At 54.1% G+C, this 18,662-nt stretch carries 19 protein-coding genes; 12 read left to right on the top strand and 7 right to left on the bottom strand.

Annotated features, from left to right (window positions below):
- Positions 1 to 10 precede the first annotated feature (10 nt).
- The 4 genes from Q4606_RS13050 to Q4606_RS13035 all read left to right on the top strand — a co-directional run bounded on the left by Q4606_RS13050 (position 11) and on the right by Q4606_RS13035 (position 4,175).
- Positions 11 to 2,386 carry an amylase gene (locus tag Q4606_RS13050; RefSeq protein ID WP_303607796.1) on the top strand — a complete coding sequence of 792 codons (2,376 nt, stop codon included), beginning with the start codon at positions 11 to 13 and terminating at the stop codon, positions 2,384 to 2,386.
- A gap of 81 nt (positions 2,387 to 2,467) precedes the next feature.
- Entirely contained in the window at positions 2,468 to 2,791 is a 324-nt protein-coding gene (locus Q4606_RS13045) for a hypothetical protein (protein WP_303607795.1), read from the top strand.
- A gap of 94 nt (positions 2,792 to 2,885) precedes the next feature.
- The gene (locus Q4606_RS13040) at positions 2,886 to 3,449 is read left to right on the top strand and encodes a DinB family protein (protein ID WP_303607794.1); all 564 of its coding nucleotides are present in this window, start codon (positions 2,886 to 2,888) and stop codon (positions 3,447 to 3,449) included.
- A 51-nt stretch (positions 3,450 to 3,500) separates the two neighbouring features.
- Positions 3,501 to 4,175, top strand: coding sequence for a c-type cytochrome (locus tag Q4606_RS13035; protein WP_303607793.1), 675 nt, complete (start codon positions 3,501 to 3,503; stop codon positions 4,173 to 4,175).
- A gap of 89 nt (positions 4,176 to 4,264) precedes the next feature.
- On the opposite strand, the gene Q4606_RS13030 is transcribed toward Q4606_RS13035, so the two are convergent.
- The 4 genes from Q4606_RS13030 to Q4606_RS13015 form a co-directional block, all read right to left on the bottom strand.
- A complete protein-coding gene (locus Q4606_RS13030) occupies positions 4,265 to 5,020 on the bottom strand; it encodes a YiiX/YebB-like N1pC/P60 family cysteine hydrolase (RefSeq protein ID WP_303607792.1) in 756 nt (251 codons plus the stop codon).
- A gap of 86 nt (positions 5,021 to 5,106) precedes the next feature.
- The gene (locus tag Q4606_RS13025; protein ID WP_303595396.1) at positions 5,107 to 5,517 is read right to left on the bottom strand and encodes a hypothetical protein; all 411 of its coding nucleotides are present in this window, start codon (positions 5,515 to 5,517) and stop codon (positions 5,107 to 5,109) included.
- 125 nt (positions 5,518 to 5,642) lie between these two features.
- Positions 5,643 to 5,903 (bottom strand): zf-HC2 domain-containing protein, encoded by a 261-nt coding sequence (locus Q4606_RS13020; RefSeq protein WP_303595397.1) that lies wholly within the window; start codon positions 5,901 to 5,903, stop codon positions 5,643 to 5,645.
- The gene (locus Q4606_RS13015) at positions 5,897 to 6,517 is read right to left on the bottom strand and encodes an RNA polymerase sigma factor (RefSeq protein WP_303607791.1); all 621 of its coding nucleotides are present in this window, start codon (positions 6,515 to 6,517) and stop codon (positions 5,897 to 5,899) included. Before Q4606_RS13015 ends, Q4606_RS13020 begins: the two co-directional genes overlap by 7 nt.
- A 183-nt stretch (positions 6,518 to 6,700) precedes the next feature.
- On the opposite strand from Q4606_RS13015, the gene Q4606_RS13010 reads away from it, so the two are divergent.
- The 8 genes from Q4606_RS13010 (at position 6,701) to Q4606_RS12975 (ending at position 17,175) form a co-directional block, all read left to right on the top strand.
- Positions 6,701 to 8,896 (top strand): FAD-dependent oxidoreductase, encoded by a 2,196-nt coding sequence (locus tag Q4606_RS13010; RefSeq protein WP_303607790.1) that lies wholly within the window; start codon positions 6,701 to 6,703, stop codon positions 8,894 to 8,896.
- Between the two features lie 79 nt (positions 8,897 to 8,975).
- Positions 8,976 to 9,944: a radical SAM protein gene (locus tag Q4606_RS13005; protein ID WP_303595402.1), complete on the top strand. Its 969-nt coding sequence runs from the start codon at positions 8,976 to 8,978 to the stop codon at positions 9,942 to 9,944.
- A gap of 199 nt (positions 9,945 to 10,143) precedes the next feature.
- The gene (locus Q4606_RS13000; protein WP_303595405.1) at positions 10,144 to 11,550 is read left to right on the top strand and encodes a sodium:solute symporter; all 1,407 of its coding nucleotides are present in this window, start codon (positions 10,144 to 10,146) and stop codon (positions 11,548 to 11,550) included.
- Positions 11,547 to 12,497 carry a hypothetical protein gene (locus Q4606_RS12995; protein WP_303595406.1) on the top strand — a complete coding sequence of 317 codons (951 nt, stop codon included), beginning with the start codon at positions 11,547 to 11,549 and terminating at the stop codon, positions 12,495 to 12,497. Before Q4606_RS13000 ends, Q4606_RS12995 begins: the two co-directional genes overlap by 4 nt.
- Before the next feature lie 148 nt (positions 12,498 to 12,645).
- Entirely contained in the window at positions 12,646 to 13,155 is a 510-nt protein-coding gene (gene ectA / locus Q4606_RS12990) for a diaminobutyrate acetyltransferase (protein ID WP_303595407.1), read from the top strand.
- 157 nt (positions 13,156 to 13,312) lie between these two features.
- Positions 13,313 to 14,578, top strand: a complete 1,266-nt coding sequence (ectB, locus tag Q4606_RS12985; RefSeq protein WP_303595408.1) for a diaminobutyrate--2-oxoglutarate transaminase — start codon at positions 13,313 to 13,315, stop codon at positions 14,576 to 14,578.
- A 51-nt stretch (positions 14,579 to 14,629) separates the two neighbouring features.
- Complete coding sequence (locus Q4606_RS12980) at positions 14,630 to 16,072, top strand: aspartate kinase (protein WP_303595409.1); 1,443 nt, start codon at positions 14,630 to 14,632, stop codon at positions 16,070 to 16,072.
- A gap of 104 nt (positions 16,073 to 16,176) precedes the next feature.
- Positions 16,177 to 17,175: an RNA polymerase sigma factor RpoD/SigA gene (locus Q4606_RS12975; protein WP_303607789.1), complete on the top strand. Its 999-nt coding sequence runs from the start codon at positions 16,177 to 16,179 to the stop codon at positions 17,173 to 17,175.
- Here Q4606_RS12975 and Q4606_RS12970 read toward each other — a convergent pair.
- Genes Q4606_RS12970 through Q4606_RS12960 form a run of 3 tightly spaced genes read right to left on the bottom strand, consistent with a single transcriptional unit; the run spans position 17,172 to position 18,631 of the window.
- Positions 17,172 to 17,636 carry a DUF3429 domain-containing protein gene (locus Q4606_RS12970; RefSeq protein WP_303595411.1) on the bottom strand — a complete coding sequence of 155 codons (465 nt, stop codon included), beginning with the start codon at positions 17,634 to 17,636 and terminating at the stop codon, positions 17,172 to 17,174. The genes Q4606_RS12975 and Q4606_RS12970 overlap by 4 nt on opposite strands.
- Positions 17,633 to 17,953: a DUF6482 family protein gene (locus Q4606_RS12965; protein ID WP_303607788.1), complete on the bottom strand. Its 321-nt coding sequence runs from the start codon at positions 17,951 to 17,953 to the stop codon at positions 17,633 to 17,635. The genes Q4606_RS12970 and Q4606_RS12965 overlap by 4 nt, the downstream gene beginning before the upstream one ends.
- A gap of 57 nt (positions 17,954 to 18,010) precedes the next feature.
- Positions 18,011 to 18,631 carry a DNA-3-methyladenine glycosylase I gene (locus Q4606_RS12960; protein WP_303607787.1) on the bottom strand — a complete coding sequence of 207 codons (621 nt, stop codon included), beginning with the start codon at positions 18,629 to 18,631 and terminating at the stop codon, positions 18,011 to 18,013.
- Between the last annotated feature and the right edge of the window lie 31 nt (positions 18,632 to 18,662).

Genomic DNA, 18,662 nt, shown 5'->3' with positions numbered 1-18,662 from the left:
GCGCGACAAGATGACTCGGCACTATTGGATGGGTGGCAACAGGTCCTACGAGGAAGACCGCTTTTTTGACGAATCCCTCGACAAATCCCTGTGGCAACAGGCAGAGACCTCCGAACGATGGCATGCCTGCTGGTATACCGGTATGCCAGACCCGGAGTTTTTCAGCCAGGTGGGGCCGGAACGAAAAATTAACCATATTCCCGGAAACAATGCCCTCACGGTGAAAAGCCGTCTGCACCAAAGCCTTATGGAGCTGCGGGAACGAATGGAGCGGCAGGAGAAAGGCGGCGGGCACCTGACGGAGCGCTTGGCTTTCGTCCCCGGAGTTTTCTCCATGCCCGAGGATTATCACGATTTCCAGCAGGCGGCACTTCAGAACCCGGACAAACGCTGGATTCTCAAACCCAAGAATGCCGCCCGCGGAAAAGGTGTCCAATTGGTGGGTGACCCGGCGGACGTGCCCATGGAGTCCTCCTGGATGGTTCAGGAGTATCTTGAAAATCCCCATACCATGCATGGTCGAAAATATGTGCTGCGCCTGTATGTGCTGGTGTCGTCTATTTCGCCCTTCAGGGTTTACCTGTACCACCAGGGGTTTGCCAAGCTCGCGTCGGCGCCTTACGACGAAGAAAACGCAAATAATCCGTACAGTTACCTGACCAACCCTGATGTCAACGCTCTGAACCTTGAGGCTGATGTGCCGGTGGAATTCGTGGATTTCGAGCGCTACCGGGCCTGGTTACGGGAGCAGGGCCATGACGACGAGGCGCTATTCACCAAAATCGAGGATATGGTTGCCCTGACCTGCCTGGCAGCTCTGGAGCCCATGCGCGAGCGCTCACGAGTTATCGGCGCCGACACCCGGGGCTGTTATGAACTTATGGGCATTGATTGCCTCGTCGACGGCAACCTCAAGCCCTGGATCCTGGAGTGTAACCTCAGCCCGTCTCTGGGAGTCTGTGCCGGCCCTGAGAGTGGCGGCGACATTGAGGAAGGCATCAAAGGCGCCCTGATAGGGGATATGGTTGAAATGCTTGGCCTTAACCGGCCTGCTGGTGCCGATTCTGCCGGTTTCATGGCGGAGCGGCTGGTTCGGGAAACCCAGGCCGAAATAGCCAACAGTGGTGGTTTCAAAAACCTGATACCGGGGTCGGATCCTACGGTATACCTGCCGTTTATGGCCCTGCCTCGGCTGGCTGACTGGGTGGTTGCCCAAGCGCTCTCCGACCGTCCGGTGAAGCAGCCTCGTCTTGAACGGTGGATGTCCGAGGAGACCTTCAGTGAAGACCAGGTCTATGTCTACGACACCCGGCTGGGCCACCTGAGTAGCCTGAACGAGACCGCCTCACTGATCTGGTTGATGGCCACAGAAGGTGCCGGGCCGGATGATATTGCGTCGACGCTGGTAGATTCCGCTTTCAAAAGTATGCCTGTGGCCCCGGACGCCTGGGCTATCCGCAATGATGTATGGAATACACTGGCTGACTGGGTTAACAACCGTTTTCTGGTGCAATCTGAGAATCATCTGGCCGAACGGGTTGCGCTGGAATCTGTCCAGCCGCCATTCCCGGAGACATCCGCGATGATGTCGATGGTGCTGGCCTGCGGTCGCTTCCGCGCTCGATTCTTCACCGACAGTGCAGCGCTGGTCAATCGGATTGAAAACCTGTTGCAGCCAATGGCGTTGCCCGACGAGGCGGGAAAAGACTCGCTGCCCCGGCTCGAAATTGTCCGGGATACGCCTGGCTTCACGTTGATTCTCGATGGTCAGGTGCTCCACCCACGATTGCCGCTTTCGGCTGTCACGCCCGCCCTTGCAAACTGCCTGGCAACGCACGCAGCCAAACACGATGACATCGCTATAGACGCCGGCCTGGTTGCCGGCCCCGATCAGGCTGGCCCGATGTATATGGTCAGCCATAGTGAACCAACCCTGCGTGACGCGCTCACCCTTGCTCTGTCTGCCCACTGGCGTGCTGATTATGGCCGCGGGGCGCTTCTGAAAGCCTCCGGAGACGATCACATTGAAGGGCTGGGTTTGCCCCTGCAGGCCCCCGACTTGGAGGGAATGCTCCTGCCCGCAATGGCAGGTATAACGGGCAACTTCGCCCAGGTACTTGCGGTGCTTGTCCCTACGAGCGAGCCAATCGAGGACAAAAGCGGTGTACAGGCCATGACCGTAAATGAGGCACTCAGACACCTCATTGCCAACTGCTGTTCCGAAGACGGGCGGCCACTGGATACCGGTGGTTTCAGCAGGCTCGCAGAGTGGCTGGAAGGCTGCGAACGCTATCTGGTTGATATGAATAATCCGGAGGCCGCTGCTGCAACGCTTTCCGGGCAGTGTTCCGTGAGAACACCGCAAAAGGCATCCGGGAGCCGTTGAGTCTAAATATTCTTCGATTCCGGATATTGGGAGGCCAGGCATACAACCTGGCAATAACGTGAAAAGCAAAGGGGACGCATCATGTCCAGAGAAACGCAGAAACAGAGATTGCTCGGCAAGCTTGCCCGGGGCATGGCCTACACGGGCCCCGTGTTTGCAGTCGCTATAGGCGCCTCGGCGTTCAACGTCTCAGCCGCTGACGTTACAGCGGAGCCCGGCTACCTGATGCTTGCCGCTGGAGAGGCGGAAGCCGAGGGTGAAGCCAAGATGAAGGGCTATGGAGAAGGTGAAGCCGAAGACAAAGGTGAAGCCAATGGAGAAGCTGAAGGCAAAACCAAGAAGAAAGGCCATGACAAGGATGACGGCAAGGGAGAAGGGGAAGGCGAGGCCGAGGGAAAGGCCTAGAGCTGAGATGTTGTCCGGTGTGGGCATGAGTAACGCTTGTGTCCACTCGGTCGCTTTCAGTGCTTAACAGAGCAACAGCAAACGGATAAATACCATGACACAGCCAGTTTCAGATAAGCGTCGGGACGTGAGCGACATTGTTGAAGAAAATGCCCATGCCATCGGGCAACTCGTCAACTTGTTGCAAGCGTTGCCCGGGAACCTGTACCGGCAAAGCTCTGGTTACAGGAAGCAGCATGTGATTGGCAAGCACGTTCGTCACATCATCGATCACTACAGCGCCTTGTTGTCGGCCACTGATTGCCCAGGGGCATTGCTCGACTATGAAAACCGGCACCGGGATCCGGCACTGGAAACAGATCGGCGGGCTGGGGGGCGCCGACTGTCAGACATTTTACGGGAATTGCGCACCCGATTTGGAACAGAGTATTGCAATGAACTTGCGATGCTGCACAGCAGTGAGGGCCAGCGGCACGTGGTAACCACCAGTGTCGATCGTGAACTGGTTTTTCTGGCCAGCCACACCATTCACCACATGGCGATTATCGGAATGCTTGCTGAGCAGGCAGGTGTGGAAGTCAATGCAGAATTCGGGGTCCATCCCTCGACGTTGCGTTATATGGAAAGGCAGGTTTCGGGCATGGCTAGAAGCGCCTGAGGCCCTGAGCACTCCCTGAATAAGGGTAAAATACGACCGGAGGTTGTTGATATGTCTACAAATAAAAATCGAAAAGAACTTTTACGCAAACTGTCGCGAAATCTCATGGTGACGCTTCCCATGATGACGGTAGTGACTGTAGCGGGTTTCAACACGGGTTCCGGCTCTTTTCTGGAGCTGATTCCATCCGCCGAAGCGGCGCAGGGTGAGGCTGAAGGCGAAGCCAAAGGTGAAGCAGAGGGAGAAGCCAAAGCTGAGGCAGAAGGTTCTGCTAAAGGAGAAGGCGAAGCAGAGGGTCGCGCCGAAGGTGAAGGTGAGGCCGAGGGCGAAGCGGAAGGCGAGGCTGAGGGAGAGGGTGTATCGGCCAGTCTCAAGAAAGCGGTGCGCCGGCCTGAAGGTTACACACCTTACCAGGGCAATGTGGCCGAACTGAGAGCCAAGGGTGAGAAGCTGTTCAACGACACCAGCCTGTCCTCAAACGGCCTTGCGTGTGCCACTTGCCATACAAATGGCATGCTCTATAACCCCACCTTCAAGGACGAGTACCCGCATTTCGTGGCCATGGGCAAGCGTGACTTTGGGATGGACATGGTGCACCTGGATGAAATGGTCCAGATCTGCATGGTGGCTCCGATGGCAGCGGAGCCTCTGGAATGGGGGTCCGAGGAGTTGGCTGCGCTGACTGAATACGCACGAACGGAGCAAAAGAAATTCATCGACAAGTAACTACGTTGGTTTGCATCAGTAAGATTTTTGTCGACCTTGGGTGGGGCCAGAACCCCCACCCTTTTTTGTTGGCTGGCAACTGGGGCAGGTTAAAGATTTGCCCAGTTGATGGCCCTGAAATCGAAGCTGTTTTCCAGCGTTGGTTTGATAATCCGGAAATACGGAGATGCATCAAAATCTCGCGGCGTGAACAAGGATGTGTGCCGGATACGGTAATGCTCGCGAATACAGCCCCTGCAGCTCGGGTCGTCTGAAGGTATTGTGTCGACAGTCGGAAGTATCGGGTAACGCAAACGCTGAAAACCCTCGGCAATAAACGTGGAACAGATCGCTCGTGTGGGGTCGCCGCTTCCAAGCGACAGCAATTTGTGCCGGTGCCGGGCAGGTACCGGCGGTGTCTGGATAAGATAGCGCGCCAGATCAAACACATTCTTCATGTCGTACTGGTTCCCCAACCGGCTCAGTGCGTAATCGGTTAGCATACGCATGTTGCCGTCATCCAGCCCTACAGGGCGGCAGATACGGGTATGACTATTTCGATAATAGGAGAGCGGCAGGGGACGAATACCGAACTCCAGATCCGCCTCGATCAGGGTGTGAGGTTCGCCATCTTCCGATATACCCAAACCTGAATTCGGCCCGAGGTAAAGCGCAGCATGAGACCAGGTTGACTGGGTCAGGTACTTTATCGCGACGCTGACGCGTGTATTACCTTCTACAAGCAGGACGTCTCCGGGCCTGAGCGCCTTTTCCAGCGCTTCATAGGTTGAAGTCGGCACGGAGTGTTGCGCTACCTGCTTGGAAAGATAGGCAGCCAAGCGCCTCGACAGCCAGTTAAGAAACATGCAGTACCCCGGTCGTAAATCTGTTTATATTGATAACACAGACAGACAACCGGGGCATCTGTTACACAAGCCGCCAATGCATGGTGCTAGGCAAGGGCGGGAGTCGGTTTCCGTGAAAGCGTAAGGGTATCGTAATCCCGTAACAGGAATAAGGCGGCACAGGCCGCCAGCATTGGCCAGGCAGCGAAGAATATGAGGTTGTCAAAAGGTTGGAGGTATTTGCTGAATGACGCGAGGGTGGAAACCCCGTGGAACACCAGAATGGCGCCGTAGGTCCAGGTTTTAAAGAGCCCTGCGACGAAGGCGAGAATCAGTGCCAGTTGGGCGATACCAATTGCATAAAAAGCGCTTTCTCCAAGACTTCCTAGCCCATAGAACGCGGTAAAGACTTTGGCCGCGTGTTCAGGCTGCACCAGTTTGTCCAGGGTCCAGAACAGAAATACAATAAAAACGCCGAGTCTGAGCAGCAGCAGGGCAAGAGGTAGCTGTTTGGGCATTCTTTTTTCCTTTGTGGTTTTTGAGTGATCGCTCCAGTGACAGGTGCGGTCATACAGAGTTCCACCAAAGGGGAGTTTTTTGAAACGATTGGGGTAGCGGAGATCGCACTGCAGCCTGTGTTACGTCATTCGCGAGTGCCGCCGTCAGACTTTCTTTCCCTGAGGGCCTCAGCCACCCGCTCATCTATTTTTCGAATCAGCTCTTCATTTTCCCGTCCGGATGAATGCACCTTTAAAAGATCGGTACTCGCGCGCAGATTGCCGATAAAGGTCCGACAATGTTTGCACATCATCAGGTGCATTTTCACGGACAGGTTCTGTCGGCTCGTGAGTTCACCATCTATGTAGTCACTGGCTATGTCTGCCAGATCCCTGCACATCAACATTTTCCTGTCTCCTGAAACGTTTCAACCATCAGAAAGATCTTCTGCCTCGCGCGGTGTAAAAGTACACGGAGGTTAGATGCACTGATATCAAGAATGTTACAGACATCTTCAGATTTGTGCTGATGGGCTTCGTACAGCATCAGGGCCGAACGCTGGGTTTCTGGCAGAGCCGACAGGTGTTTGTCCAGGCAGCCACTGAGCGCATCTTTTTCCATAAGTGTGTCAGCAGATTCGTGGAACTTTAGTTTTGGTGGCAGGTCCCAGCGGCCTTTGGCATTGAAACGGTCGGCAAGCTCCGGGTCGAGGCTCTCTGAAAAGTCAGTAGCTACTTCCCTGTTGATGGATCGGAGCTTGTTTTTGCAGCGGTTGGCGACAATCCGGTGCAGCCAGGTTTTCAGGCCAGAGCGGCCTTCAAACTTCTGAATGGCATCAATCACCGTAACCCAGCAGTCCTGGACAATTTCTTCAGCACCGGAGTGATCCAGGTAAAACCGGGCGACTGCCAGCATACCGGGTGAGTATTCCCGCACGGCTTCTTTGTAGGCGAATGAATTGCCTCGTTTCAGATCTTCGATCAGCAAACCTTGAGGATCGGGGTGGGTGGCAGTGTCCATGGAACGTCGTCCCTTGTATGGCGTTAGGAGATTATTTTGTTTTTAGTGTTTCTGATTCCGGGAAAGTTCCTGTATTTTGGAGCGATCACTCAAAAATATTTCTCAGTAGCGTGTAACATTCAATAGATGACCGTGTCTGAATGAAATCAACATACTGGTTCCTATATTTTAAAAGGCATGGATATGACTCGTAGCAAGCTCTTACTTCTTTTGGCCATAGCGGTAGTTGTCGCCGCTTTTATCGGCTTCGACGGGCACAAGTTGCTCACCCTGGAGAATCTGCAGGCGAACCAGAGTGCTTTGGCACAATGGATTGAGCAGAATCTTCTGATCGCCGTGGTCGGCTATGCTGCTGTTTATGTGGTAGTCACAGCCCTGTCTTTGCCAGGGGCTACCATAATGACTTTGGCAGGTGGTGCCTTTTTAGGCAATTTTTATGGCCTGATTGCGGTTTCTATTGCTTCAACCCTGGGTGCGTCCCTGGCGTTTCTGGTGGCCCGATTCCTCATGCGGGACACGCTGCGCAAGCGCTACGCGGAAACCGTAGCGAAGATGGACCGGGGAATTTCAAAAGACGGTGCGTTTTATCTCGCAACGCTGCGGTTGGTTCCGGTGTTCCCCTTCTTCCTGATTAACCTGGCCATGGGCCTGACGGCCATGAAGCTGCGCACTTACGCTCTGGTAAGCTGGATTGCCATGCTTCCAGGTACTTTTGTTTTCGTTAACGCCGGAACGCAACTGGGTCAGATCCAGTCTACGAGTGATATCGTCTCCGCAGACCTGCTGCTTTCTTTTGCATTGCTCGGGCTCTTCCCTCTGATTGCAAAGTTCGTGGTGGGCTTCATCCGCCGTCGCAAGGTTTATGCCGGCTGGCAGAAGCCTGAGAGCTTTGACTACAACCTGTTGGTGATTGGCGGTGGCTCGGCAGGCCTGGTGTCCGCCTATATCGCTGCAGCGGTGAAAGCGAAAGTGGGGATGATTGAAAAGCACAAGCTGGGCGGTGATTGTCTGAACACTGGCTGCGTGCCATCGAAAGCCCTTATTCGCAGTGCCAAGGCCGCGGATACCATGCGCCATGCGAACCGCTATGGGCTGGAGTCGGTGCCGGTGAAAGGCTCCTTCAAGAACATCATGAACCGTGTTCAAGAAGTGATTGCCAAGGTAGAACCCCATGATTCCCCGGAGCGGTACAGCAAGCTGGGTGTGGATTGCATCTCGGGAGAGGCGAGCTTCGTATCTCCCTGGGAGCTGGAAGTCAGGCATAACGACGGCCGTACCGAGCGGTTGACCGCTCGCAGCATAATTGTTGCCACTGGCGGAAAGCCGGCCATGCCGCCGATTCCAGGGCTTGCAGAAATGGAGCCTTTGAACTCTGACAATTTATGGGAATTGCAGGAACAGCCAGAGCGCTTGCTGGTTCTGGGTGGTGGTCCGATCGGTTCCGAGCTGGCCCATGCGTTTGCTCGCTTGGGGAGCCAGGTAATTCAGGTAGAAATGGGTGACCGGTTGCTGGCTAAAGAAGACAGCGATGTCTCGGAACTGATAAAAACCCAGTTTGAGAACGATGGTATCGACCTTCGCCTGGAACACGCGGCCAGGGAATTCGCCATCGAAGAGGGTGAGAAAGTCGTTTACTGCGAGCACAAGGGCGAGCGGGTTCGTATTGCCTTTGATCAGGTGTTGGTCGCAGTGGGTCGCGCCCCGAACACCAAAGGTCTGGGGCTCGAAAATATTGGTATTGAAACTCTGCGCAATGGGACCGTGCCAGTTGAAGACGATATGAGCCTTCGCTACCCCAACGTGTTTGCCTGTGGTGATGTGGCAGGCCCCTATCAGTTTACTCATGCGGCTGCTCATCAGGCCTGGTATGCGGCGGTTAATGGTCTGTTCGGGCAGTTCAAGCGCTTTCGGGTAGATTATCGGGTAATGCCCTGGGTAACGTTTACTTCGCCAGAGGTGGCTCGGGTGGGGCTCAGTGAGGCGGAAGCTCAAGCCCAGGGTGTTGCTTACGAAATTACCCGATATGGCCTGGATGACCTGGATCGCGCTATTGCTGAAAGTGAAGATTACGGTTTTATAAAGATCCTGACGCCACCGGGTAAAGACAAGATCCTTGGGGTGGTTGTGGTTGGTTCTCATGCGGGTGAAATCCTCGCGGAATTTACGCTGGCGATGAAGCATGGCCTTGGGCTGAACAAGATTCTGGGCACTATTCACCCCTACCCGACCTGGAATGAGTCGGCCAAGTACGCAGCTGGTGAGTGGAAACGCGCCCACGCCCCTGAAGGTATTCTGAAACTGCTGGAAAAATTACACGGCTGGCGCCGGGGTAAAAGCCCGACCGTTCCGGCGAACCGTATAAAAGTAACCGAGCGCTGAAAATTGTGGGCGATAGCTGTCACCAGAAGGCTTCGCCTGTTTTCGAGCATCCTTATTCCAGAGCTATCGAGGAGCATTTATGCCCCTGACCGAAACCCGACCTGCCAGAAAACGCATTCCGGCGGTAGAAGTACTGGAGTCCAGAGCGTTTGATAGCTGGACTCACACCCGCAATGGCGACCCTCGCGGATACATCGACGCCGCCAGGCTTAAAGAGCTGTGGATTCACACGGGCACAGCTTGCAACCTGGCCTGCCCCTTTTGTCTGGAAGGCAGTCACCCGGGTGATGGCCGTATTCCCGGCATGAAGTTGAGTGATGTGAAGCCGTTTATTCACGAAGCCCTCGATATGGGTGTGGAGCAGCTTTCGTTCACCGGTGGCGAGCCGTTTGTGATTCGTGATTTTGTGAACATTCTGGATTATGCCAGTCAGCATCGGCCCTGCTTTGTGCTTACCAATGCCACGGAGCCGTTACTTAAGCGCCGTCATCAGGTGTTGCCGTTGCTGGAAAATCCCTACCCGATCCATTTCCGCGTGAGCCTGGATTTCCCGGATCGAGCCCGCCATGACAAGGATCGAGGTGAGGGTAGTTTTGATCAGGCGCTGGAGGGCATTCACTGGCTGGTTGAGCAGGGGTTCAAGGTGTCTATTGCTCGCCAGACGGATCCGGATGAAATTCCGGCTGATGTGGAAGCTGCGTTCCGGGAGATTTTCCGTGAGTGGCAGATTCCCGAAACTCTAGCGTTTACTGCGTTCCCGGATCTGGGTACGCCGGGATCAGAAGATGGTAGCCCGGAGATTACCGAGAACTGCATGGAGAAATATCCGACGGTGGATAGTCGTGCGCATTTCATGTGTACCTATACGCGGATGTTGGTAAAGAAGGGCGATTCGGTGCGGGTTTATGCGTGCACGCTGGTGGATGATGATCCTCAGTATGATCTGGGTGGGTCGCTGGCGGAGAGCATGGATGAGCGGGTTATGTTGCGGCACCACCGGTGTTTTTCCTGTTATCGATTTGGGGCTAGTTGTTCGGCGCCTGTTTGATTTTTGGCTTGGGAGTTGGCGGCATGGGGGGGTGACTGTTTATTTTCTTGGAAAAAACAACTCGCTGCGCTCAGACATTTTTTTCCGGCGAAAATAAACAGTCACCCCCCATACCGCGGCGGAATCGTGCAGGCCTCCTGATCAGAACGAAGCTGAAATACGAATAAAACCCCGGAACACAACGAGGAAATAGACATCAATGAACATCACGGAAGCCTCCCTGTTTTGGGGATTTTTGCTGGTTTATGGCGTGGTTATGTATGTGCTGTCGCCAAAAAGCAGGAATTCAGAGTCTTTTTACAAAGGCGCGGATGATCAGGGTAACCCGGTTAGTCAGTGGTCGCTTACGGCGAGTATCTTTATCAGCTGGATTTTTGCCAAGTCGGTGACCAATGCAGCGAACCTTGGCGCGACTTACGGCGTGACCGGAGGGCTGGCTTATGCCAGTTATTGGCTGTCGATTCCGGTGGCTGGGTACATCATTTATCTCATTCGGACACAGACTGGCGCGCGCAGTCTGCAGGATTTTCTTACTTCGCGGTTTGGGCGTTTTGCGGGGTTGGCGTTTGCTGCGGCTATTCTGATTCGGCTGTATAACGAGGTCTGGAGTAACACGGCGGTTGTGGGTGGTTACTTCGGGTTGCCCGGGGAGTGGGAGTATTACGTTGCGGCTATGGTGTTCACGGCGTTTACGCTGGCCTACAGCCTGAAAGGCGGGCTCCGGTCCTCGATTTTTACCGATGTGATCCAGACCTTCGTGTTCGTGTTTTTCCTGGGTGCGGTGCTGTTCATGATTATCCCGGCCAACGAAACCTCGGCTTTACTGAGCGAAGGCGAGTTCCGGTTAAATGCTGGGTTTGATTTGTTGTTAGTCGCCTTGTTGCAGATGTTCAGTTATCCGTTTCATGACCCGGTGCTGACGGATCGGGGTTTTGTGAACAAGGAAAAAACCATGCTCAAGAGCTTTGTGGTTGCGGGCTTGTTGGGTTTTGTGGCGGTGTTCTTGTTCAGCCTGGTGGGTGTTCACGCCCGCCTGAATGGTATTGAGGCCATGGGCAATGCGCCCGCTGCAGTCGGCCAGTCACTTGGGTTGGCGGCGCTGTTTTTTATGAGTGTGGTGATGATGACTTCTGCAGGTTCTACCCTGGATTCAACCTTTACCTCTCTCGCTAAATCCCTGGCGGTTGACTTACCGCGTTTGGCGAAGCGGGCGACAGACCGGCTGCCCGGTATGCGGGTGGGCGCGGCTGTAATGATTGTATTTGCAGTGATTGGCAACCTGCCGATGTTTGCCGGTACGGATATTCTCAAGGCCACCACGATTTCCGGAACCATGGTGATGGGGCTGGCGCCGGTGTTTCTGTTTTACGGGTTCACGCGCTGGTCGCCGTGGAGTTTTCACCTGAGCTTCTGGACCGGTCTCGGGTTGGGGCTGATGCTGGCAATCGGTCTTATCCCGGCAGGTTGGGCTATTGGTGACGGTAATTACGCCATGTTGCTCGGCGTTAATGCCTATGGGTTCCTTATTTGCACTGCGGGCTTTTTCCTGCCGCTGGCCTTGCGCTTGCTGGTTGGTAAATCTCTGACTGCGGGAGAGGTACGATGAGTGAAGGTCGCAGTTGTCCTCTGGCTTATCGCTATGAACCGGCGTCTTTGTGCGCAAACCCCATGCCGGTTACGGAAGACGTTCTGTATGTCATTGGCGGGCTCTATGGGAACCCTTTTGCTCTGGATGAAATTGAGCGCATGGCCCTCGCCGAAGAACGGCAAGGGCGCAGCGTAAGGCTGGTGTTCAATGGCGATTTCAACTGGTTCAACGCCAGTGACGAACTGTTCCGCAACATCAACAGTCGGGTACTGAGCCACACGGCCAGCCTGGGGAACGTTGACTATGAACTGGCTGCCCCGAGTACGGGTGCCGGGTGCGGTTGTGCCTATCCTGAGTTTATAAACCAGGGCGTGGTTGAGCGCTCCAATCAGATTATGGCGAAGCTTCAGGATGTTGCCGGATCGCATCCGGATATCCAGAAGCGGCTGGCCTCTCTTCCCAGATATCATTGTCTGTTATTTGGAGGCCTAAAGATTCTGGTGTTGCATGGCGATCCGGAGTCTCTGGCCGGTTGGGGGCTGGCTCATGAATCCTTTGCTGCTGGCAACAGAGAAAAGCTCACTGAGTGGTTTGGGAGTTCCGGCGCGGATGTGATGGTGTCCACCCACACCTGCCTGCCGGTGCTCTGGTCGGGCGAAGTCGAGGGGCGTCGTCGCCTGGTGGCCAACAATGGCTCATCGGGTATGGGCAATCTGAGCTCTGATACCCGCGGCCTGATTGCTCGTGTTAGTCGCTCAGCACCGCTGTCTGAGTCGGTCGCAGGCCTGGAGTCCGGTGGATTGCATCTGCATCTGATGCCTGTTGACTTCGATGTCAGGGCTTGGCTTTCGGAGTTTGATCGCCTCTGGCCCGAGGGTTCCCCGGCTGCGATCTCCTATCGAAAGCGTGTTCTTGAAGGTGCCTCGCTGACCCCGGGCGAACTTGTGTTTCCTTCGGTTTTTTAATATTTCCGTCACTGGCGAATGCCATAATCCGGTCTATCATTGATGGAGGCGCTCATGGTTCCCGTGGCGCCTTTGACCGGGCCGACTTGAAATATATTTTGTGGTCTATATAATTTACCTCTTACTTTTAAGGCGAATTAACCACGTTATGACATCAGAAGGATCGAATACCACCGCCATCACCCTGCGTACACCCGTTAAGGATGATGGCTTCAGGCTCCACCAGTTGGTAGCAGAATGCCCCCCTCTGGATGCCAACTCGATTTACTGCAACCTCTTGCAGTGCAGCCATTTCGCCGACACCGGCGTTGCTGCGGAGAAAGACGGCGATCTGGTCGGCTTTATCTCCGGATACATCCCCCCCTCAAAGCCCGAAACTGTTTTTGTATGGCAGGTGGCCGTCCATGAGAAAGGCCGCGGTCAGGGCTTGGCCAAGCGGATGCTTAAAGAAATCGTGGCTCGGGATGCGTGCAAAAGCGTGACCCACATGGAAACCACGATCACCGCTGACAACGAAGCTTCATGGGCACTGTTCCGCTCCTTTGCGCGAGATATGGGCGCCGAGCTTGAGCACCATGAGCACTTCGAGAAAGACACTCACTTTGGTGGTCAGCACGATTCTGAATTTCTGCTGCGCATAGGGCCTTTCACCAAGTAGCTGCAGCAAGCGGCTCTCAAGCAGCCCTGGAGCGATTTCAGAGCTTATCCGGGTGTTCTTTAAGGGGCACTGTGTCTCCCTTTGCACCCGCGCTGCTCTCTCGGCCCCCATCGACACCGAACTCTATTCAAAAGCCTAGAGGCTAAGAGGAACTATTATGGAAGTTTTCAAGACTGAATCCGAAGTACGTGTATATAGCCGTGCCTTTCCAGTGATCTTTAATCGTGCCAAAAACGCACATCTTTACACGGAAGACGGTAAGCAGTATCTGGATTTTCTGGCCGGAGCAGGTTCGCTGAACTACGGCCACAATAACGATATTCTTAAAAAAGCATTGCTTGAGTACATTGAATCAGACGGCGTAAGCCAGGGCCTGGACCTGTTTACCACCGCCAAGCATGACTTCATCGAATCCTATAAGAAATACATTCTTGATCCCCGTGGCCTGGACTACAAAATGCAGTTCACGGGCCCGACGGGTACGAACTGTGTCGAAGCAGCCCTGAAGCTGGCACGTAAGGTGAAAGGTCGTACCGGTATCATCTCTTTTACCAACGGTTTCCATGGCGTGACCATGGGTGCAGTAGCTGCAACAGGTAACAAACACCACCGTGGTGGCGTGGGCGCGCCCCTGAGCAACGTCGACTTTATGTTTTATGACGGCTATCTGGGTGACGATGTTGATACTCTGGCCATTATGGACAAACTGCTATCGGACAGTTCTTCCGGTGTTGAGCTACCTGCGGCAGTCATTGTGGAAGCAGTTCAGGGCGAAGGTGGCCTGAATGCGGCTCGTGCTGAGTGGCTGAAAGGCCTGGAAGCTCTGTGTAAAAAGCACGATATGTTGCTGATCCTTGATGATATCCAGGCAGGCAATGGTCGTACAGGTGAGTTCTTCAGTTTTGAGTTTGCGGGTATCAAGCCGGATATCGTCACTGTTTCCAAGTCTCTGAGTGGCTACGGCCTGCCGATGGCACTTGTGCTGCTCAAGCCGGAACTGGACATTTGGGACTCAGGTGAGCATAACGGTACCTTCCGTGGTAACAATATGGCGTTCATTACTGCCCGTACGGCAGTAGAAACCTATTGGAAAGACGATGAGTTCGCCAACAGTGTCAAAGAAAAGACCCAGGTTCTGGGTGATGCGTTGCAGGCGATTTGCGATAAGTACCCGGGCGAGTTCAAAATGAAAGGGCGGGGCTTGATGCGAGGCATTGAGGCTACCCATGCGGATATTACCGGGCCAATTACCAAACGTGCCTTTGAGCATGGCCTGATCATCGAGACCAGTGGTCCGAACGATGAAGTCATCAAATGCCTGATGCCGCTGACAACCAGCAAGGACGATTTGAAGCTGGGTGCCGAGTTGTTGGGGAAAAGTGTTGATGAAATCATGCAGGAAGGAATCAGCGAGGCGTCGTAAGGCGCCCCCGCAACTCGAACAATAATCTGCAGGATAAGCCAGGGTACGAATATGACGAGTCAATTACATACCGTTGAGAAGATCGGCGGTACCTCAATGAGCAACTACGAAGCGGTCCGCGACAACATTATTGTCGCGGACCGTAGTAAGGAAGATCTCTACCAGCGCATCTTCGTGGTTTCTGCATACGGTGGTGTTACCAACGAGTTGCTGGAACACAAAAAAACCGGTGAGCCGGGCGTGTATGCCTTGTTCGCTGATGCAGAGTCGGATTGGGCATGGGGTGATGATCTTACCCATCTGATCAAGTTCATCACCGATATTAACGGCGAACTTTTTGAAGACCCGATGCTGAAGCAGCAGGCTGATCAGTTTATTACCGATCGTATTGAGGGTGTTCGCGGTTGTCTTATCGACCTTCAGCGTTTGTGCTCTTACGGCCAGTTCCAACTCGAAGAGCATCTGCTAACGGTTCGGGAAATGCTTGCTGGCATTGGTGAAGCGCACAGTGCGTTCAATACAACCCTGAAACTGCAGCAGGAAGGCATCAATGCGCGGTTTGTGGATCTTACCGGTTGGCGTGATACCGAACTGTTACCGCTGGATGAAAAGCTGAAGCAGGCATTTGATGCGGTGGATTTGAGCCGTGAACTACCCATCGTAACTGGCTACGCACAGTGCAAAGAAGGACTGATGCGTACCTTCGATCGGGGCTACAGCGAAATGACCTTCAGCCGCGTGGCAGTGATGACTGACGCCCGCGAAGCCATTATTCACAAGGAATACCACCTGAGTTCGGCTGACCCCAACATTGTAGGCGCAGAAAAAGTGGTCCCGCTGGGTCGCACCAATTATGACGTGGCAGATCAGCTGGCAAATTTGGGTATGGAAGCAATTCATCCCCGCGCTGGCAAAGGCCTGCGTCAGGCTGAGATTCCGCTACGTGTGATGAACACCTTCGAGCCTGAACACACGGGGACCCTGATCACTGGCGATTATGTGAGCGAAAAGCCACAGGTTGAGATTATTGCCGGTGCCAAGGGCGTGTTTGCGATAGAAGTGTTTGATCAGGATATGCAGGGAGAGCCAGGCTCTGATCGTCGCATTCTGGATATTCTCAGCCGCTTCAAGGTGCGTTTTATGGCGAAGGACACTAACGCCAATACGATTATCCACTATGTGGACAGCACTCTAAAGCACGTAAAGCGTGTGGTAAGTGCGCTGAAAGATGAGTTTCCCAATGGTGAGATCAGTACCCGTAAAGTAGCGGTGGTTTCAGCGATTGGCAGCGATATAAAGATGCCGGGTATTCTTGCGCGGTCGGTCAAAGTGTTGGCTGATGAGGAAATCAACATTCTGGCTTTGCACCAGTGTATGCGACAGGTTGATATCCAGTTTGTGGTTGATGAAGACAACTATGAGAAAGCGATCATTGCTTTGCATGGGGTTCTAGTCGAACCCCACAATCATGGTTATGCGATTGTCGCGGCCTGAGGAATGAGTGCAGAGTGGATTCATGGCGCCGGCAGGGCGGCCGGCGATGAATCCATCCTTGGTATGAGGACGTATTCTCTGTAAATTCCAACGGGTACCGTGCCATGTTAGATACAGACAGGCCGGGACCATCTCCTAAAAAGCCCAGCGATGGTGAAAGGGATTCTCTGGTCGGGCTGTATTTCAGGGATGCGTCCCGCTATGAAATGCTCACGGAGGTGTCTGAACGCCGCCTCTCTCGCAAACTCACGCGGTGTTACCATGTTATCAGCGCAGAGTTAACTCTGCCTGAAGACACACCACAGACCTTCCGTGCTGTCATCGGCAGCCTTGGCGACGCTTGCATCTTTTCACCCAGGTGCCGCCGCGCCTTCCATCTTGCTAACGCCTGTCGTCGCAAACTCATTCAAAGCAACTTGCGTCTGGCCGTGCACATTGCCCGCCGTCACAATCAGCACAGCATACCCATGTCTGATTTGATTCAGGATGCGAATGTGGGCCTGATTAAAGCGGTTGAGCGCTTCGACCCTACCAAAGGCTTCCGCTTTTCGACTTACGCATACTGGTGGATCAGTGAAGAGGTCAAACGCTGTTTGCAGCGGGGTGCCCGGTTGGTTCATACGCCGGAAAACGTCGTGAATGAAATTCGCAACCTTCACAAAGTATCCTTGCAGATGCATCAGAATCTCGGGCGCATGCCGTCTCAGACAGAACTGGCCCGGGCGATGGAAGCGACGCCCTCACGGATTGGAGAACTCAGGGCGCTGGCATGGCGGGAATTATCAACGGACGTTCCTTTGATTGATGATGGTTCAATCACTTTGGGTGACAGCCTTGAAGCCGACAAGCAGGCAAGTCCGGAGCACCGAATGTCTGGGCGCGATGATCGTCGGGCCCTGACATCGATGTTTAGTGAGCTGACGGAGCGGGAGCAGACGATTCTTGCTCGCCGCTACGGACTGGGCTTGCCTGAACCGGACACGCTGCAAGTGATCTCTGATGAGATGGGTATTAGTCGGGAGCGGGTCCGGCAAATAGAAAAGTTAGCGCTACGCAAGTTGCAAGCGCTGGTTACTGGGCAGGAGGAGGCGTATCAGCTCTAGACCACCTGGCTGGAATGGATCAGGAAGAACCAGGCGCCGACGGTCAATTGACAGGTAACTGCGACGAGGGTCAGGACAAGGCGCAGTCGCAGGTACCAGCCTGGCCAATACACTCGCATCCAGCGAGTGTCGGTAATATAAAGCGCAAGGTAGGCAAAACTGTAAAGTGCAATCTGCGCTGGAGTGCTTAGCAGAAGGCCGACGCCTGCTGCAACGAAGAAGACCTGGCTTAGCAGCATGGTTACCAGCGGTGATAGCGGGTAACAACGATTATCCAGTTGCATTGCTATGGGCCAGTACACACCTGCCATGAAAGCCAGAATGCCCGCACTGTAAAGATAAAAATAACCCAACACAGAAACGCTGTATTGCGGTAGTGTAAAAAGAGCAGTAACACCGGCAATGAAGGGGATCAGGCCCGCAATGCCCACCAGAATTGCCAGTCTTGCTACCGAAATCACTGTTCTTGCCCCTGAACCTTCTGTCTCTGAACCCGTATTCTCAAGGGCTCTACTGCGGCGGGCGCCATGCCTATCATCTCGTGATAGGCCGAAGGGTGAATGACCTGAGTCTCTTTAATGGGAAAGCTGCCAAGAGTGTCCTGAATCTGCCAGGCACTGCTGAACAGTCGGGTAAGACCTTTCTTGTCAGACAGTAGCAGCTGCCTGTCTCCGAGGCTCAGCCTGGCCATGTATTGCTGGCCTTCAATGGATATGATCTCAAGAAGGTCAATGACCTGCTTAGGCTGCGTAGCGAGTTGTTCCAGGGTAATTCTCACAGTGAAGCTCCGGGATACCTGATTCTCCAGAACTTACGAGCCAGTGAGCATTTAAGATCATTGGGCGAGTGCGCGGCACTGCATGTGCTGCGGGCAATGTACGAGGTGGTCATTAACCATTCCGGTTGCCTGCATGAAAGCATAAACAATGGTCGGGCCGACAAACGTGAAACCGGCTCGCTTCAAAGCTTTGGACATAGCCTCGGATTCCGGTGTGGTAACGGGGACCTCATCATGGCTCCGCCAGTTGTTCTGCATAGGGCTGTGTTGAACGAAAGACCAGAGAAAATGTGAAAACCCGATGCCTTGCTCCTGCAAGTCGAGAAATCCTCTGGCGTTTTTGATAATCGATTGGACTTTCAGCTTGTTGCGAACAATGCCCGGATTTGTCAGAAGCTCGGCGATTTTTGCGTCGTTGTAGCGAACAATTTTTTCCGGATAGAAGTGGTCATAGGCGTCCTGATAGCTCTCCTGTTTGCGCAGGATCGTAATCCAGCTCAGGCCAGCCTGCTGGCCATCAAGACACAACTTTTCAAAAAGGGCGAGGTCGTCGTATTCGGGGCGACCCCAGACGGTGTCATGGTAGTGCACATAAAGCGGGTCTGTACCGCACCAGGGGCAGCGTTGAGTGCCGGCCGGAGTTTCGCGGGCTTTGTCATCTTGCTGCGCAACAGGCATAAGTTGGTCTCCCGACGGTTTTATCGATTCG

This window comes from Marinobacter sp. 1_MG-2023 (assembly GCF_030549045.1).
In the GTDB taxonomy this organism is placed as follows: Bacteria; Pseudomonadota; Gammaproteobacteria; order Pseudomonadales; family Oleiphilaceae; genus Marinobacter.
This window is presented reverse-complemented; position numbering and strand designations above follow the sequence as displayed.

What these genes read in the sequence shown, in the direction of transcription:
- Q4606_RS13050 (WP_303607796.1), top strand. Translation starts at nt 11, where the DNA reads ATGACTCGGCACTATTGGATGGGTGGCAACAGGTCCTACGAGGAAGAC.
- Q4606_RS13045 (WP_303607795.1), top strand. Translation starts at nt 2,468, where the DNA reads ATGTCCAGAGAAACGCAGAAACAGAGATTGCTCGGCAAGCTTGCCCGG.
- Q4606_RS13040 (WP_303607794.1), top strand. Translation starts at nt 2,886, where the DNA reads ATGACACAGCCAGTTTCAGATAAGCGTCGGGACGTGAGCGACATTGTT.
- Q4606_RS13035 (WP_303607793.1), top strand. Translation starts at nt 3,501, where the DNA reads ATGTCTACAAATAAAAATCGAAAAGAACTTTTACGCAAACTGTCGCGA.
- Q4606_RS13030 (WP_303607792.1), bottom strand. Translation starts at nt 5,020, where the DNA reads ATGTTTCTTAACTGGCTGTCGAGGCGCTTGGCTGCCTATCTTTCCAAG.
- Q4606_RS13025 (WP_303595396.1), bottom strand. Translation starts at nt 5,517, where the DNA reads ATGCCCAAACAGCTACCTCTTGCCCTGCTGCTGCTCAGACTCGGCGTT.
- Q4606_RS13020 (WP_303595397.1), bottom strand. Translation starts at nt 5,903, where the DNA reads ATGTTGATGTGCAGGGATCTGGCAGACATAGCCAGTGACTACATAGAT.
- Q4606_RS13015 (WP_303607791.1), bottom strand. Translation starts at nt 6,517, where the DNA reads ATGGACACTGCCACCCACCCCGATCCTCAAGGTTTGCTGATCGAAGAT.
- Q4606_RS13010 (WP_303607790.1), top strand. Translation starts at nt 6,701, where the DNA reads ATGACTCGTAGCAAGCTCTTACTTCTTTTGGCCATAGCGGTAGTTGTC.
- Q4606_RS13005 (WP_303595402.1), top strand. Translation starts at nt 8,976, where the DNA reads ATGCCCCTGACCGAAACCCGACCTGCCAGAAAACGCATTCCGGCGGTA.
- Q4606_RS13000 (WP_303595405.1), top strand. Translation starts at nt 10,144, where the DNA reads ATGAACATCACGGAAGCCTCCCTGTTTTGGGGATTTTTGCTGGTTTAT.
- Q4606_RS12995 (WP_303595406.1), top strand. Translation starts at nt 11,547, where the DNA reads ATGAGTGAAGGTCGCAGTTGTCCTCTGGCTTATCGCTATGAACCGGCG.
- ectA (WP_303595407.1), top strand. Translation starts at nt 12,646, where the DNA reads ATGACATCAGAAGGATCGAATACCACCGCCATCACCCTGCGTACACCC.
- ectB (WP_303595408.1), top strand. Translation starts at nt 13,313, where the DNA reads ATGGAAGTTTTCAAGACTGAATCCGAAGTACGTGTATATAGCCGTGCC.
- Q4606_RS12980 (WP_303595409.1), top strand. Translation starts at nt 14,630, where the DNA reads ATGACGAGTCAATTACATACCGTTGAGAAGATCGGCGGTACCTCAATG.
- Q4606_RS12975 (WP_303607789.1), top strand. Translation starts at nt 16,177, where the DNA reads ATGTTAGATACAGACAGGCCGGGACCATCTCCTAAAAAGCCCAGCGAT.
- Q4606_RS12960 (WP_303607787.1), bottom strand. Translation starts at nt 18,631, where the DNA reads ATGCCTGTTGCGCAGCAAGATGACAAAGCCCGCGAAACTCCGGCCGGC.